The organism is Paenibacillus turicensis (genome assembly GCF_017873435.1).
Taxonomy (GTDB): Bacteria; Bacillota; Bacilli; order Paenibacillales; family Paenibacillaceae; genus Fontibacillus; species Fontibacillus turicensis.
Genome location: NZ_JAGGKG010000007.1, coordinates 81,867 through 97,496 on the forward strand (window position 1 = coordinate 81,867; position 15,630 = coordinate 97,496).

Annotated in this window: 15 protein-coding genes and 1 pseudogene; 8 read left to right on the forward strand and 8 right to left on the reverse strand. The window is 38.4% G+C overall.

What is annotated here, in order from left to right:
- The first annotated feature begins 7 nt into the window (after positions 1-7).
- A complete protein-coding gene (locus tag J2Z32_RS08940) occupies positions 8-691 on the forward strand; it encodes an ABC transporter ATP-binding protein (RefSeq protein WP_210088820.1) in 684 nt (227 codons plus the stop codon).
- Positions 688-3,297 carry an ABC transporter permease gene (locus J2Z32_RS08945; RefSeq protein ID WP_210088821.1) on the forward strand — a complete coding sequence of 870 codons (2,610 nt, stop codon included), beginning with the start codon at positions 688-690 and terminating at the stop codon, positions 3,295-3,297. Before J2Z32_RS08940 ends, J2Z32_RS08945 begins: the two co-directional genes overlap by 4 nt.
- An 83-nt stretch (positions 3,298-3,380) precedes the next feature.
- On the opposite strand, the gene J2Z32_RS08950 is transcribed toward J2Z32_RS08945, so the two are convergent.
- On the reverse strand, positions 3,381-4,268 hold the full coding sequence (locus tag J2Z32_RS08950; protein ID WP_210088822.1) for an alpha/beta hydrolase fold domain-containing protein: 888 nt from the start codon (positions 4,266-4,268) through the stop codon (positions 3,381-3,383).
- Positions 4,269-4,413: 145 nt separating this feature from the next.
- On the opposite strand from J2Z32_RS08950, the gene J2Z32_RS08955 reads away from it, so the two are divergent.
- Positions 4,414-5,343: a LysR family transcriptional regulator gene (locus tag J2Z32_RS08955; protein WP_210088823.1), complete on the forward strand. Its 930-nt coding sequence runs from the start codon at positions 4,414-4,416 to the stop codon at positions 5,341-5,343.
- Positions 5,321-5,779, forward strand: a complete 459-nt coding sequence (locus J2Z32_RS08960; protein WP_210088824.1) for a DinB family protein — start codon at positions 5,321-5,323, stop codon at positions 5,777-5,779. Before J2Z32_RS08955 ends, J2Z32_RS08960 begins: the two co-directional genes overlap by 23 nt.
- Before the next feature lie 30 nt (positions 5,780-5,809).
- Here the strand turns inward: J2Z32_RS08960 and J2Z32_RS08965 are convergent, their stop codons facing one another.
- Positions 5,810-6,457 (reverse strand): Vat family streptogramin A O-acetyltransferase, encoded by a 648-nt coding sequence (locus tag J2Z32_RS08965; protein WP_210088825.1) that lies wholly within the window; start codon positions 6,455-6,457, stop codon positions 5,810-5,812.
- A gap of 111 nt (positions 6,458-6,568) precedes the next feature.
- On the opposite strand from J2Z32_RS08965, the gene J2Z32_RS08970 reads away from it, so the two are divergent.
- On the forward strand, positions 6,569-7,441 hold the full coding sequence (locus J2Z32_RS08970) for an SPL family radical SAM protein (RefSeq protein ID WP_210088826.1): 873 nt from the start codon (positions 6,569-6,571) through the stop codon (positions 7,439-7,441).
- A gap of 103 nt (positions 7,442-7,544) precedes the next feature.
- On the opposite strand, the pseudogene J2Z32_RS08975 reads toward J2Z32_RS08970, so the two are convergent.
- A pseudogene (locus J2Z32_RS08975) lies at positions 7,545-8,508 on the reverse strand (Gfo/Idh/MocA family protein).
- On the reverse strand, positions 8,508-9,641 hold the full coding sequence (locus J2Z32_RS08980) for a Gfo/Idh/MocA family protein (protein ID WP_210088827.1): 1,134 nt from the start codon (positions 9,639-9,641) through the stop codon (positions 8,508-8,510). Before J2Z32_RS08980 ends, J2Z32_RS08975 begins: the two are co-directional and overlap by 1 nt.
- Positions 9,642-9,803: 162 nt before the next feature.
- Here J2Z32_RS08980 and J2Z32_RS08985 point away from each other — a divergent pair, with 162 nt between their 5' ends.
- A complete protein-coding gene (locus J2Z32_RS08985) occupies positions 9,804-10,655 on the forward strand; it encodes a helix-turn-helix transcriptional regulator (protein WP_210088828.1) in 852 nt (283 codons plus the stop codon).
- Positions 10,656-10,692: 37 nt separating this feature from the next.
- On the opposite strand, the gene J2Z32_RS08990 is transcribed toward J2Z32_RS08985, so the two are convergent.
- Positions 10,693-11,013 (reverse strand): winged helix-turn-helix transcriptional regulator, encoded by a 321-nt coding sequence (locus J2Z32_RS08990; RefSeq protein WP_210088829.1) that lies wholly within the window; start codon positions 11,011-11,013, stop codon positions 10,693-10,695.
- A gap of 142 nt (positions 11,014-11,155) precedes the next feature.
- Between J2Z32_RS08990 and J2Z32_RS08995 the strand changes: the two genes are divergently transcribed.
- Entirely contained in the window at positions 11,156-11,785 is a 630-nt protein-coding gene (locus J2Z32_RS08995; RefSeq protein WP_245251338.1) for a flavin reductase family protein, read from the forward strand.
- Between the two features lie 73 nt (positions 11,786-11,858).
- Here the strand turns inward: J2Z32_RS08995 and J2Z32_RS09000 are convergent, their stop codons facing one another.
- Positions 11,859-12,488, reverse strand: a complete 630-nt coding sequence (locus tag J2Z32_RS09000; RefSeq protein ID WP_210088830.1) for a hypothetical protein — start codon at positions 12,486-12,488, stop codon at positions 11,859-11,861.
- A gap of 96 nt (positions 12,489-12,584) precedes the next feature.
- Positions 12,585-12,932, reverse strand: coding sequence for a TIGR04076 family protein (locus tag J2Z32_RS09005; RefSeq protein WP_210088831.1), 348 nt, complete (start codon positions 12,930-12,932; stop codon positions 12,585-12,587).
- A gap of 293 nt (positions 12,933-13,225) precedes the next feature.
- Here J2Z32_RS09005 and J2Z32_RS09010 point away from each other — a divergent pair, with 293 nt between their 5' ends.
- A complete protein-coding gene (locus tag J2Z32_RS09010; RefSeq protein WP_210088832.1) occupies positions 13,226-14,071 on the forward strand; it encodes an ornithine carbamoyltransferase in 846 nt (281 codons plus the stop codon).
- A 15-nt stretch (positions 14,072-14,086) separates the two neighbouring features.
- Here J2Z32_RS09010 and rlmD read toward each other — a convergent pair whose 3' ends face one another.
- Positions 14,087-15,613, reverse strand: a complete 1,527-nt coding sequence (gene rlmD, locus J2Z32_RS09015) for a 23S rRNA (uracil(1939)-C(5))-methyltransferase RlmD (protein ID WP_245251339.1) — start codon at positions 15,611-15,613, stop codon at positions 14,087-14,089.
- Positions 15,614-15,630 lie beyond the last annotated feature (17 nt).

Genomic DNA, 15,630 nt, shown 5'->3' on the forward strand with positions numbered 1-15,630 from the left:
TCACATCATGGAGTTTTTAAAGGTTGAAAATTTATGTAAGGTATATGGTAAAGGAGAAAATCAAGTTACCGCACTGGACAATGTTTCGTTAAGTATTGAAAAGGGGGAGTTTACCGCCATCATCGGTTCGTCCGGCTCTGGGAAATCTACATTGCTTCACATGATTGGTGGCGTAGATGTACCAACCAATGGAAAAATATTTTTGAATGGCATGGATGTATATGGTCAAAGCAATGACAAGCTAGCCATTTTTCGTAGACGACAGGTGGGATTGATTTATCAGTTTCATAATCTCATACCCACTTTAAATGTAGTGGAAAATATCACTTTACCCGTACTCATGGACAAGCGCAAGGTGAACGAGGAACGACTTAATGACCTGTTAGAGCTTCTTGGCTTAAAGGAACGGAAAAATCATTTGCCTAATCAGCTATCAGGTGGTCAGCAGCAACGTGTTTCGATCGGGCGTGCCTTGATGAATGCGCCAGCGGTCATGCTTGCGGACGAACCTACTGGGAGCTTGGATAGTAAAAATGGACATGAGATTATTAATTTATTGAAATTAAGTAATCAAAAATATCGGCAAACCCTGCTTCTCGTAACTCATGACGAAAATATCGCTTTACAAGCAGATCGGATTATTGGCATATCGGACGGTAAAGTTGTGAGAGACGAGCGGGTGCGATCATGAATATTTTCAATAAAGTTACCCTGCAAGGCATGAAAAAAAGTCGTACAAGAACGATTGTTACGATTATTGGGGTTATGCTAGCAGCAGCGATGATCACAGGTGTTGCCACCTTTGCCACTTCTCTTCAAGACTATATGGTAAAAGGCGCAATTATTAATTATGGTAATTGGCATGTTCAGTTGGTAGATGTGGATACATCCTTTATACAGCAGCAGGGACTTAATAACAGGATTGAAAGTACCGCTACCTTTGACAATGTTGGTTATGCCCAGCTTGAAGGGGGAAAAAATGCCAATAAACCCTATTTGTTTATCGCAGGATTTAGTCCGAAAACTTTTGCTCATGTACCGATTAATCTTCTATCAGGAAGAATGCCTCAAAACAGTGGGGAAATTATTGTGCCTGCGCATCTTTCAACGAATGCTGGTGTTAAACTGTCGGTAGGAGAGACGTTATCACTTGAGGTTGGAAATCGTATGGAAGGAAATAAAAGGCTGAATCAACACGATCCTTATATTTCTGGCAAAAAGGAAGGCACAACGAAAGAAATCCTCAAGCCAAATACTGAAAAAAGATACACTGTTGTTGGAATATTTCAAAGAACTAAATTCGAGGAAACCTCTGCACCAGGTTATACCGTAATTACGCAAGCTGACTCACAGGAAAAGGTGGAAAGCCATAGCCTATTTGTAACATTAAAAAATCCTCGTGATGTTAAAGGTTATGTTAGTGATGTAGCGTATGGAAAAGCTTATGTCTATAACGAAAATGTATTACGTTTTATGGGAATTACGAACAACGATAGCTTGTTTAAAATGCTTTTGTATATGCTAGGTGCGATTGTGCTTGCGATCATTATGGTTGGCTCCATTTTTATGATTTATAACTCCTTTACGATTTCATTAAATGAACGTACACGCCAATTTGGAATTCTCTCATCGGTAGGAGCTACGCCTAAGCAATTACGAAATTCGGTGTTGTTTGAGGGATTTTGCATTGGTGTGATTGGCATCCCGCTTGGCATAATTGTCGGAATCGGTAGCATGGGGCTGGTCATTTCTGCGGTTACTAGCAATTTTGGTAATATGCTCTATGAAAATGTACCCTTAACATTAAAGATCTCTCTCCCTGCGATTGTTGTTGCTGCGGTCGTGTCTATGGTGACGATACTGATTTCTGCTTATATCCCTGCAAGAAAGGCAGCAAACACGCCAGTCATGGAAAGTATTCGCCAAACCAATGAGGTTAAGGTGGAATCAAAGGCTGTCAGAACGTCTAAGCTGGCACAACGAATATATGGCTTAGAAGGGACGCTTGCTCTCAAAAATTTTAAAAGAAATAAAAAACGTTATCGAAGCATTGTATTATCGCTTATTTTAAGTGTAGTGTTATTTATATCCGCAAGTTCATTTGTAACGGATATGAAAATGACTTCTGAGCGAGCCACTGTGTTTACGACCTATGATATTGGTGTTGCTACACCAGATATAAAAGATAACGAGATGCTGGCGCTTTTTGACAAATTAAAAACGGTGGAGGGTGTATACGAAAGCTCTTATCACGTACTTATGAAGTATTCCCTATTTGCTAAGCCCAGCGACCTTTCTGACTACTGCTGGCAAGAAACGGGTGAAAATCAAAATAAGGATAAGGTTAACCTTTCTACGAGTATTCAATTTATTGATGACAATACTTATGCAGCTATAGTGAAAAAGGTAGGTTTACCTGAAAAAGAATATAGTGGAGAAAAAGCGAAGCTAATTGCAGTTGCCAAAGTAGAAATCCCTGAGCAAGAAAATCGCACAATGGAGGTAGGGGAAATTCCCGACTTGTTTAAGCCATCTTCCATAAGTGTATCTGTTGCTCCAGAGGTGGAGGGGAAGGCCAAAGTAGAAGAGGAGCAGGTTATCAATCTGACCTTTGTAAATACCGTTCCTCCCGATTCCTTACCCATTGTAGATGCTAAGCTGTCTAAGGTTCCATATACCTTAACGATTTTAGCGCCTTATTCTCTGAAGGAGAGATTTGAAACGCCTAGTAGCCATGTGGCTGTTAAGGGGATGACCTTTCTTTCAAAAGAGGCTACAAAATCTGTAAACAAGATGGAACCAATCATTAAGGGAGCGGCAATGACAGGAGAATACAAGCTTTACAATATGCATCAAATGCTGGATGAAAGTCGCAACTTTATATTTATTACTAACGTATTTGCATATACGTTTATCATTATGATTTCGCTAATTGCTATTGCGAATGTGTTCAATACAATTTCGACGAATATTAAGCTACGCCGGCGTGAGCTTGCCATGCTTCGCTCTGTAGGGATGTCTGAACGTAGCTTTCAGAAGATGATGAATTTTGAGTGTGCCTTTTATGGATTACGGGCGTTACTTATCGGTCTTCCCGTCGCGATATTATGCTCTTGGCTCATTTACAAAGGATTGTTTGTGGCAGGTGCGGATAATATTGATTATATTTTCCCTTGGGAAAGTATCGGAATTAGCGTCTTTAGTGTACTCTTTATCGTCTTTATAACGATGTTATATGCGATTAGTAAAATAAAAAAAGAAAATATTATCGATGCGTTGCGGGATGATATGACTTAAAATAATATAGACAAAAAATACCCTTAAAAAATAGCCCTTCGGAAAGAAGATTTAGTATGTTCTTTTATCCGAAGGGTTTAAGCTTATTGTTTGGACTTAATAATATCTATGATTTGTTCCATTGCTTTCTTTGCTTCTGGAATCGGGAAGACAGGGAATACATGGTTCATTTTAGGATACTCAAAATAATTGATGTCTACTTTTTCTTTTTCGGCTAAGGCTTTAAATTTACGAGCATCAGGCAAAAATATTTCGTGTGTGCCTATAAATAATGTGATTTTACCTAAACCATGTATTGGTCCGTTAATTGGACTAATTAAGTAATCATTGGTTGGTGTATCACCAGCATAGGTTTTACCTGCCTCGATCAATAGCGGTAAATCAAGCATGGGCTCTACTTTTAAAAGTGATGGAATTTCAGGATGGTCTAGATTGATGTCTAGCCATGGGGAAAGCAAGATAATATTACCTGGCTGAGGCAGTCCTTCCCTCAATATTAATTGTGATAATGCAAGTGTTAGACCACCACCCGCAGAATCACCCATAATTACAATGTTTTCAGGTGAGGTTTTAGTTAATAAATCTTTATAAATAGGTAGAACGCTAGCTAACGCCTCGTGATATTGATAATTAGGTGCTTTTGGATAGATGGGGATGGTTATTGTTCCATTTAGTTTTTGAGTTAATTGATATAGAAAACGCCAATGCCATACCAGCGGCTGCTCAATATATCCTCCACCAGGCAAAAATAAGATTTGTCTTTCATCTGGTTGCCATGGGGATTTCATCATATAGGTATCTATCGAATAGGCGTTTGTTTTTACAATGCTGTATTTACGTTGTAGCTTAGACGGAAGTACATAGGGAGACTCATGTTCTCTCCTTTTTTTCTCTAGATAGGTAGTTGGATCGAATGGTTTTTTAGTTAATTTTAATAAAAGTTCGACAAGAGCGCTTTGCCAGCTTCTCATTTTAGGCTCCCCCTTGCTGAGAATGATATAAGATTCACATAACTTTAGATTTTCCTTTGATATATTTTATGATACCAATGTATTGTGATAAAATATATTTAATTAAATTTAATGATCATAAATATTTATTTAAGGATGAAGTTCCATGAATATAATACAGCTACAATACTTGATTACGGCTGCAACCTATGGCTCCTTTACTAAGGCGGCTAGTATCCATCACATGACAGTGCCCACGATTAGTCAATCCATAAAACAGCTAGAGGGAGAATTGGATACGGCTATTTTTCATCGAACGAAAAAAGGAATTGTCGCAACGAAGGAAGGTGAACTGATCCTTCAACATGCAGCTTCTATCCTTAGAAGTGTCGATATGATGAAACATGAGCTTTCGCAGCTTAAAGAAGAATATTGTGAAAATATTATTATTTCAACGATTCCAGGACTGGTTCCGTTAGTTGTACAAGCTACAATTGAATTTGCTCAAAAATATCCTTTACTTAATGTACAAATGATCGAAGGTGATACACAGACGGTGATGAATCACGTCAATGAAGGGTATGCAAGTATGGGATTTCTTTCTTATAGCTCTAACCAGCAACAGGATAATTCATTGGAATGGTTGTCTATCATCAAAGGTAAGGCGGCACTGATCGTGAGCAAAAATTCATCACTATGCGTTTTGAACACAATAAGTGCAGAAGATATCAAAAACGAAGTGTTTGTTCTTTATAAGGATGAAGATGTTGAACAATTAGCTCAGCAATTTCTAGATGAACAGCCATCAAACCGCATTGCCCTTTCAACGAATAATATCGAGGCTATATATCAAATGGTTGTTAGAGGAAACACAATCACGATTGCACCTGATTTTATTACTAAGTTTTTACGTGAGACTGATCAGGAACAGTTGGTAACGATCCCATTACAAAAGTATCAGACAGAGGACGTTATTTTGGGACGAATTACTAGAAAAAATGAGCAGCCATCAAGAATGATAAATGAATTTACTGCTAGACTGATGGAATTATGTAAGGTAGGAGGAAGTAAAATTGAAAACTTTATTTCGATATAACTGGAGCGTAAGAGATGAATGGTTAGAATTATGCAGTCAAATTTCAAGGGAAGAATTGTTGCGTCAACGAGTTGGAGGAGTAGGTAGCATCCTATATACATTTTTCCACATCATAGATGTAGAATATAGTTGGATTCGCGGAATACAGGGTAAGCCCGATATCCAAATTCAATATGCAGACTATCAGTCTCTTGAGCAGATAAAAAATCTTTCAGATGGTTGGAGAAATGAACCGCAGGATTTCTTAAATACATGGACAAGCAAATTTGAAAATGAAACCGTTACCGTTCCATGGACAGATCAACATTATACCAAAGGCGAAATCCTGCGTCATCTAATTGCACATGAAATACATCATATAGGTCAGTTATCCATTTGGATAAAAGAACTTGGGTTACAGCCCGTATCGGCAAATGTAATTGGAAGAAATTTATAGATAAAGACTTATTAAGTAGACGACTTTCTTTTACTTAATAAGTAGTCTCTTTAGTGTGTCTATATCATTTGCCGAAACCAATTGCTCGAGATGCTCAAATATTTTTTGCTCATCCCAATTCCACCATTGAAGCTCCAACAACAAATTAATTATTTCATCACTAAAACGCTTTTTTATCATTTTAGCAGGATTACCGCCAACGATCGTATAAGGCTCAACATTTTTTACAACAGTGGAGTTACTAGCAACAATGGCGCCGTCACCAATTTTTACACCTGGCATTATTGTGACATGTTGTCCCAGCCATACATCATTGCCAATTACAGTATCTCCTTTAAAAGGTAATTGCTCCATCGTTGGTGTGACCTTTTCCCAACCTCCAGCAAAAATATTGAAGGGATACGTTGTGAAGCCATCCATCCGGTGATTAGCGCCATTCATAATGAAAGTAACCCCTTCAGCTAAGGCGCAAAACTTGCCAATTACCAGCTTATCACCTATAAAGTCATAATGATGCTGAATATTGTTATAAAAAAGTTCAGGTGAGCTTGTGTTATCGCTATAATAGGTATAATCACCAATCTCAACGTTGGGTCTACTTGGTAAATTATTTATGTAACACACGGTTTTAATATTTTCATTTGGATAAAGCTTATTTTTGTCAGGAGCTATCGACATACTTACACTTCCTCTCATATGTATATTAATCATGTTCATGATAGACTACCTTGTATACTATATCAGAAGATATCACCTGAAAGAAAATATGTCTAATTATAGGGGGATACGATGCACTATACTCAAGTTAAAGGAATATTGTCTTCCAAAAATGTGATGAATCTATATCGCGGCTGTACGCATGGCTGCATTTATTGTGACTCTAGAAGTAGTTGCTATCAAATGGATCATGATTTTGAGGATATTGCCATCAAAGAAAATGCAATCGAACTGCTAGAAGCTACGCTCAAGCGTAAACGGAAAAAGTGTATGATCAGTACAGGTTCAATGACAGACCCTTATATGCCTTTGGAGTTAAAAATAGAAAATACTCGTAAATCACTACAGTTGATACATAAATATGGTTTTGGAGTTTCAATGATTACAAAATCAAATCGTATTTTGCGGGACATGGACTTATTACAGAAGATCAATGAAAAAACTAAATGCGTTGTGCAAATGACATTGACGACTGTGGATGAAGATTTATGTCGTAAAATAGAGCCAAATGTAAGCACAACAAAGGAGCGCTTTGAGGTATTGCTACAAATGCGTGATGCAGGTATACCTACCGTAGTCTGGTTGTCTCCGATTTTACCCTTTATTAATGATACGGCGGAAAATATTGCAGGCATCTTAGACTTATGCATTGAAGCCAAAGTTTATGGAATTCTTTGTTTTGGTATGGGGCTTACATTGCGAGAGGGGAATAGGGAGTATTTTTACAAGCAGTTAGACCTACAGTTTCCTCATTTGAAGGAAAAATATATACGGACCTATGGAAATCAATATTATATAGCGAGTCCTAACAACCGCAGCTTAATGAAAATGTTTCAGCAAAAATGTAAGAAAAATGGGATTGCGCATGATGTTAATGGCATCTTTGAATATTTAAATACATTCGAAGAAAAGCAGATGTATGAGCAGTTGAGTCTTTTTGATTGAGGGCTGATAGCTCAGGTCACAAGAAATAAAAAATGATTAACCCATATTTATGAGTTAATCGTAGTGGTAAACCTTACATTTTTATTTTTCTATCCTTCATGTTTTATAGTTCAATAACAAGTGCATCGCGCTGGGCAATCAAGCACAATTCAGCTGCTTTAAATGCATGCTCTTGACTCATCGCATTTTCTGTATCATTCAAGCAATCTAAAATTAATTCTCCAAAATAAGGAAAACCGACCTTGCCGCCGACCTTCATATGAAATTCACCTTGTGCCTAAACCGTCTGGCGTTAGCCAGTCCACGCGGAAATAACCGGTTGCTCCGTTTTCCCCCACCACCGTCAAATCACCAAAATCCTCAAGCTCAGGATAATTTTTGTTGGCGTAATTGGCGACCTTGCTGTTTACGATCTTCCCGTCCCTGTTACCGGTAAAATAAAGAAATTGCTCTAATTGATGTGAGCCAATATCGCATAGGATACCGCCGTATTTTTCCTTATCAAAAAACCAGTCAGGGCGTGATGATGCATTTAGGCGATGGGGGCCAAATCCAATAACCTGCACGACACGCCCGATTGCACCTTGCTTAATGAGATTTCCTGCATGTACGGCACTTTCTACATGTAGTCGCTCGCTGTAATATATAGCGTATTTTTTTCCAGTTTCACGGGCTGTTGTCCGCGCTTCCTCTAATTGCTCCAACGTCGTAAATGGTGTTTTGTCCGTAAAATAATGCTTCCCACTTCGCATCACACGTACCCCAAGTGGACCACGAAGATTAGGCACAGCAGCAGCAGCAACCATTACCACCTCAGGATCTTCCAAAAGCTGTTCCTCATATTCCGCAATTTCTACCTCGGGATATTTTTGCTGGAAGGCTTCCGCCTTAGCTCGATCTTTGTCATATACCCATTTGAGCTTGGCTCCGGCTTCAATCAATCCATTGCACATACCATAGATATGTCCATGATCCAGACTCATGGCGGCAAATATAAATTGTCCCGGCTCAACAACAGGCTTCACTTCTCCTGTCGGTGCGTAATTCATACCATCGTTTTTGTTCATTATAAAACACCCTTTCCTTCATTTTGTGATGCCGCAATTTGTTTCTGCAAATATGAATAATACATATCCTCATCCATTGGTAAAGAAACCCAATCATCTAGCCAAGTGGAAAGCAGCATGGCATTCGACAACATAAGGCCCTTTATTCCCTCTTCGCCAGGCGCGATTAATGGTTCTTCGAACAATATGCTATTGACCCAATTTTGCGTAATGCCTTTATGATCAGGATTTTTCCCATGTATCGGAATTTCACATTTCCAGCATTCCGGCTGGCCAAATCCACCATTGAAGGTAGCATTAAATTCCCGTTCCGACGTTCTTAGTCTCCAGAAGGTTAATTGGCCGTCTTCAATGACTACTTTGCCTCGATCTCCACTAATTTCTAATCGATTAGTACCGGGTGCTTCCCCTGTCGTTGTTACGAACACGCCAGTTGCTCCATTTTCATACTCTACAAAAGCAGTTACATCGTCCTCAACCTCAATGTTGCGATGCTTGCCAAAATAGCAAAAGGCACGGACTCGTTTGGGCATTAAATTAATGGTCCACTGCCATAAGTCTAGCTGATGTGGGTCCTGATTTAACAGTACGCCTCCGCCTTCTCCAGCCCATGTTGCTCTCCAAGTTCCAGAGTTATAATAAGATTGCGAACGATACCAATTGGTTATAATCCAGTTCGTACGCCTGATTTCGCCAAGCTCACCGCTATCATTCAATTCCTTTAGCTTCTGGTAAAGCGGGTTGGTACGCTGATTATACATCATGCTGAATTTGGTATTGCTAAGGGCAGCCGCATCATTCATTTCGCGCACTTGCTTGGTATAAACTCCTGCCGGTTTTTCGCATAGCACATGTAGCCCTTTTTTAAAAGCGGCGATGGCCAACTCGGGATGAGAATAATGTGGGGTTACGATCATAACCCCATCCACCAGTCCAGAGGCCATCATTTCATAAGGATCAGAGAACAGGATAACATGTTCTCCAGCATTTTCCTTAGCCCATTCTAACCGTGCAGCATCGGAATCGCTTACAGCAGTCAACTGGATGTTTTTAACCTCGCCTCTTTTTAAATAGTCAATATGTCCTTTGCCCATGTTTCCCAACCCGATAATACCGAGCCTTACAATGTCCATTCTGAAAATCTCCCCTTTATTTTTCCTAATTTCACTCAGACGCTACACACTATTCATATTAATAAAAGAATCCATAAACGGCTTCTACAAGGTTAATGGATTCTTCTATTTTATTTGACTCTGATTGGTGTATAATTTAAGTAGTATTAGGAGGGGAAACTCATGGGTGTCATCTATTCGATCTCTACGCCATACAGCATTATCACTTCTGCTACCTATAATGCAATCCATTCGTATCATGCTCATCTGCATTATGAAATCTATTATTTTCACGAGGGTAAAGCCAATTATTTAATTAATGATCGCGTCTATGTACTTGAGCCTGGTGATTTGATGCTGATGCATGGCATGACACTTCATAAAGCGCATGTTGATCCTAAAGTAGAGTACAAACGCACCATCATCCATTTTGATCCCCGCTTTTTTAGTCAATTGATTCAGCCTGGATTTGCTGGAAACCTGCTTGAGCCGTTTGTTAAGCTGCGTAACATTCGTCTACAATTAAAAGGCGATGATAAGATAGAGATGGAGCGAAACCTTGCAAGGTTGGAGGGCTTGTACAATCAAGGAACAACGTATGGCCATCAGCGCTTTCAGGCTGGATTGTTGGATTTATTACTGATTATAGGACAGCTATGCCAAAACCCACTAAAGGATATACCTACGTATCCTTCTTTAAAAGAACAACATGCGCAGGCCATTATAAGTATTTTGGAGTCGAGTTTTAAAGAGGATATCAGCTTGGATAGACTGCAGGAGGGTTTGCATTTAAACAAATATTATTTAGCTAAAACCTTTAAAGAAGTGACTGGCATGACCATTTTTCAATATTTGATGCATCGGCGCATCTATGAGGCCAAATTGATGCTTATTCAGCAGGACGTCAGCATAACCGATATCGGCTATGAGGTTGGGTTCAAACATCCATCTCACTTCAGTCGCTCCTTCAAAATTAATACGGGGCTTACAGCGGAGCAATACCGTAAACAACATCAATTAAATGATCTCTTTTAAGTAAACAAAGTACTCCTTAGCTGTATTTTTCCTCGTTTTAAACAAATTGATTGGCAACGCCCCATTTACACATTTCCTCTAATATTGGCATTAAACTTAACCCTTTTGCTGTTAAAGAATATTCTACTTTTGGCGGAATTTGAGGGTATTCTTTTCTATGAACAATTCCAGAGTTCTCTAGGTCGCTTAACTGTGAGCTTAACATTTTGTGAGTAATAGCAGGGATTTTCCGTTTGAGCTCGCCATAACGTAGGGTCGTATCGGAACATAATTCATACATAATTTTCATTTTCCATTTACCTCCGATGAGCGATAGTGTGAAGTCAAATGGCTTTAATTCTAATTCTGACAACTCCATTACTCTCCTTTAAGTAAGTATCTAACAAGAAAGTGCATACTAGTTTTATTTATTTTCAAGCTTATAATTTAAAATGAATTCACAACTAATTATAAAAACCACTTATCACTTAATCAATTATAGCTAAAAGGAGGTAAAATTGTTGGCTAATGAACGTAACCTCACATTTAATACAAATGATTTGAGCGAAGATGAGATGTATAAATTGTTAACTGGCTCTGTTGTTCCTAGACCGATTGCATGGGTTTCATCAATAAGTAAGAAGGGGACTTTAAACTTAGCACCATTTAGCTTTTTTACTGTAGTTTCTAGAAATCCGCCTACATTATTGATCTCTATAGGACCAGGTGTTAATGAACGAAAGGGAAGCATTAAAGATACCTTAACCAATATTCGTGATGTTAAAGAATATATTATTAATATTGTACCAGAGTCACTTGGGGAAGCAATGTATCGTTCCTCCGCTAATGTAGAACCTGAGAAAAATGAGTTCGAGCTTGCAGAAGTGACTGCCGAGAATGGACAACTTTTGAATGTGCAGAGAGTAGAGGAAGCACCGATCTCCATAGAGCTTAAATTAGACCAGATCATTCCTGTTGGCGTAGATCATCTCGTGCTTGGAAAAGTGGTATGCATTCAAATAGATAAAGCCGTTTATGCAGGAAACTATAAAATAGACGTTGATAAGCTGAAGCCCCTTGCTAGTTTGGCAGGAGACTTTGCTAGTCTATCGCCTTCATTTGCATATGAGTCTAAGTCAAACGGTACATAAATTATTATGCTAACTGAGTCTTCTACACAAAAAAACCTCAGGGCATTGTCTCTGAGGAAAATCTTTTCGTATGCTAGATCAACTCGCCTAACCAAACATCTCCGAGCTTAACACTATACACAGTATCCTCACCGGTACTTAATTTTACAGTTTCGTCTTTGTAGGCTTTGTTTTTGATTGCTTCGATACTCTTATCGGTTCTAAGTCCCATAGTTACATCCTCTTGTAATTCAGTAAGACGATAATATTCTGACTCTAGGGCAAGCTCCCATTTAAAATCTTGAAGACTCGCTATTTTCCCATACAGCTGTGAGGGGAAGTCTCTTTTGTCATTACTTTTTTCAAATGTATTATCATAAAAATGCAAGCAATCACGAAAAGCAACCACAATTTGGGAATTTATAAAATTGGGATGATAGAGCCATATTTTCAAGTAAAATGGTTCATCTAATCTTTTCATTTGCTGATACCAAGATTGATACACTTCGATCATCGCCTCAAGTAGTAAACGAGAATACCAGATTGGAGGATTCCGTCTAGTTAACCTGAAAAATGGATCAATCCATAACTTTACATAATCTCTATTGCTACGAAACATTTCTTCCATGTCTAAATCAATGAATCGTTGTTTCCATTGGTCAATTTGCTTAATTCTACGCCGCCAACCACGGATTTTCTTTTTGTTTGAAGATGGGTTTGCCATAATCGTGTCCTCCACCAATAAGCTCTATCACTTCATCATTATTTTGTAATTGTAAAAAAAGATGATAAGTCAAGATGAAATGATAAAATTCTATAACTAATCAAAAAACTTCCCCTTATAAAAATTCTCATTATCAAGTTTTTTCGCCGTCATTCTAAACATAACGCAACCATCTGGGCATACAATTTCCTTGCTATATTTGCTAGTACCACCGATGTTCTCTAAATCTCCACCACTTCTGACAGCCTCCATGATTGGAAACATTGTCATCATTACTTTTGAGCAAATCCCTTGTCCATCTGCATTTACAGGACAACCATAGGTACAAGTATACTTATCACCGATTTCCTCGCCGTTTCGGCAATATCGCTCTGTGTGCTCACTACGCAGAAAGCCTATTACCTCAGTTTCCCATTCATATTCCTCAGCATACCATTTTTTCATGATTGACCTCCTAGCCTCATCTAACACTTTTATATCAGAACAATTATTATGGTAAAGGAATAGAGTAATTACATCTTGATTTTACTTGCTGTAATTTATTGTGGATGACAAGATTACAATCATAATTTTGAACAATTTATCAACTACAAATGTGGAAAGGATTAGAAATGATCTAACAAAAATTCTTTTCCAAATGTAATGTCTTGAATTTTCAGTATTGAATGAATACACACATTATCGTATAATCATACAATTAATTGCACTTTATTCCTGTTTGAAGGAGGTTGTTTGATTTGCATTTATTGGATGTTAATGGACTATCTTCTTTACAAATATTAGAGATTTTTAATTTAAGCAAAAGACTAAAGGAACATAAAGTAGAGCGATTATTGCAAGGTAAGACCTTTATTCTGTTTTTTCCTGAGAATAGCCTAAGAACAAGAATTACATTTGAAAAAGGAATCAAAGATTTGGGAGGAGAGTGTATACTGTTCCCCCCAGAAGCACTAGACCGCAGGGAGCAACTTATTGATACCGTCAAATACATAGAGAATTGGGCGGATGGTATAGTTGTTAGGCATTCAGATTTTACGAAAATTACGGAAATGGCAAGGTATTCATCCATTCCCATTGTCAACGCAATGACTTCGGTTAACCATCCATGCGAAATATTAGCGGACTTATACTCAATAAGTGAGAAGGAAAACAACTATAGGCAGCTAGTGTATACTTTCGTTGGTCCCGCAAGTAATATCTCTAAGTCGTGGACGAACGTGGCGAAAATAATGAATCTGGACTTTAACCACGTCAGCTTAGTTGGTAATGAGATTACAGAGCAATCTCATAACTATAAGTTCCATACAGAGCTTGAAGAGGTCTTGAAGCATAGTGATGTGATTCTTACGGACTCATTGCCCAATCAATTTCGAACAGATGATTATTTCAGCAAGTATCAAATAACCTTAGATAGAATGTTGTTAACGAAAAAAAATTCAATATTGAATCCATGTCCGCCCTTTTTCCGAAATGAAGAAGTAAGCGAAGATGTAATAAATTCAGATTATTTTGTTGGTCATTCATTTAAAAAAAATTTAGTTTATGTACAACAAGCGATCATTTTATATTGTCTCTCCAACTAAAACAAGCGGGGGAAGTTACTCCCCCGCCAATTTAAGTAACACACAGCACTCCACCTGACTCGTCTGTGGAAACATATCCACAGGTTGAACCGATTCAATCTTATATCCACCCTCTAGTAGCAACTTACAATCCTTAGCTAACGTAGAAGGGTTACAGGATACATAAATAAACTTCTCAGGCTTCGTATACAGAACAGCGTCAATAAAACGTGAATCCAGTCCAGTACGCGGGGGATCGGCAATTATAACATCAGGCTTGTAGCCCTTTTTAACCCAGCGAGGAAGCAACTCCTCGGCATACCCCTCATAAAAGCTCACATTATTCATGTCGTTATTTTTTGCATTATTTTTTGCATCTATGACCGCTTCAGGAATTGACTCGATCCCACGGATTTCCTTCGCGTAAGGGGCGAGCCATAATCCAATTGTTCCTGTTCCGCAATAGGCATCAACAACTGACTCTTGACCAGTCAAGCCTGCATAGGCCCGTACCGTCTCATATAATGATACAGTTTGCATCGGATTAAGCTGGAAAAAGGCTCTTGGAGATAGGTTGAATTTAACCTCCCCAAGGGATTCCTCCATATGCTGTGTTCCCCATAGTAATACCGTTTTTGGACCAAATACAAGTGAAGTGTTTTTTGCATTAATATTCATAGATATGCCTGTAAGTCCTACAATGTTGATGCGTAGCTCAGCTACAATTTTATCTAACTGTGGGATGTTTTCATTAGAAGTGACTAACGTGAGCTGTAGCTCATTGGATTGAAAACCATAACGTACAACAACGGTACGAACGTAGCCATTTGATCCACGAGCCTGAGCTTTAGTTACAGGTATTTTTAGCTTTTGTATAATAGCTGTTGTTGCAGCGATTGTTTCATTGAGTTTAGGGTGTTGAATTGGGCAACCTGCTATATCAATTAACTGATGAGATTCAGGTGCGTATAGTCCAGCAATTACTTTACCTTTTTCTAAACCGAGCTGAAGCTGCGCTTTATTTCGATATCCCCAAGGATGCTCCATGCTTAAAATTGGTTTAATTTTAATATTTGGTAAATTCGCATAACGAGCAAAAGCTTCCTTAACAATTTCCTCCTTGGCTAACGCTTGTCCCTTTGAGGATAGGTGCTGAATTTGACATCCCCCACATTGATCATAAACGGGGCAGGGAGGTTGAATACGTTCTGCTGATTTTTTTTCCACATGCTGAATTAATGCTTCAATAAACTTATTTTCAGAGCGTGTTACCTTTGCTTTAACGACCTCACCTGGAAGTGCACCGTTAATAAAAACGGCTTTACGACGATAATAGCCCACACCCTCGCCATTAATCCCAATTCTTTTAATCGTAACGATGATATTATCACCAATTGAGAGTGCTTCTGCCGTTTCCTTGTTTTGAACTTTGTCATTTTGACTTTGAACCTTATCTTTTTTACCTTTAGGAAATTTATGATTAAATTTGTTGTTTTTAAAATTTGAGCTTGATTTGGCCTTGCCTTTTGTGTTCATATTTTTCATTTCTCCATCCTTCATCATTTCTTCACCCACCACTA

Bases quoted from the DNA above. Each gene is read 5' to 3' on its own strand.
- J2Z32_RS08940 (WP_210088820.1), top strand. From the start codon at position 8: ATGGAGTTTTTAAAGGTTGAAAATTTATGTAAGGTATATGGTAAAGGA.
- J2Z32_RS09005 (WP_210088831.1), bottom strand. From the start codon at position 12,932: ATGAAAAAATGGTATGCTGAGGAATATGAATGGGAAACTGAGGTAATA.
- J2Z32_RS08970 (WP_210088826.1), top strand. From the start codon at position 6,569: ATGCACTATACTCAAGTTAAAGGAATATTGTCTTCCAAAAATGTGATG.
- J2Z32_RS08945 (WP_210088821.1), top strand. From the start codon at position 688: ATGAATATTTTCAATAAAGTTACCCTGCAAGGCATGAAAAAAAGTCGT.
- J2Z32_RS09000 (WP_210088830.1), bottom strand. From the start codon at position 12,488: ATGGCAAACCCATCTTCAAACAAAAAGAAAATCCGTGGTTGGCGGCGT.
- J2Z32_RS08955 (WP_210088823.1), top strand. From the start codon at position 4,414: ATGAATATAATACAGCTACAATACTTGATTACGGCTGCAACCTATGGC.
- J2Z32_RS08965 (WP_210088825.1), bottom strand. From the start codon at position 6,457: ATGTCGATAGCTCCTGACAAAAATAAGCTTTATCCAAATGAAAATATT.
- J2Z32_RS08950 (WP_210088822.1), bottom strand. From the start codon at position 4,268: ATGAGAAGCTGGCAAAGCGCTCTTGTCGAACTTTTATTAAAATTAACT.
- rlmD (WP_245251339.1), bottom strand. From the start codon at position 15,613: ATGATGAAGGATGGAGAAATGAAAAATATGAACACAAAAGGCAAGGCC.
- J2Z32_RS08980 (WP_210088827.1), bottom strand. From the start codon at position 9,641: ATGGACATTGTAAGGCTCGGTATTATCGGGTTGGGAAACATGGGCAAA.
- J2Z32_RS08990 (WP_210088829.1), bottom strand. From the start codon at position 11,013: ATGGAGTTGTCAGAATTAGAATTAAAGCCATTTGACTTCACACTATCG.
- J2Z32_RS08985 (WP_210088828.1), top strand. From the start codon at position 9,804: ATGGGTGTCATCTATTCGATCTCTACGCCATACAGCATTATCACTTCT.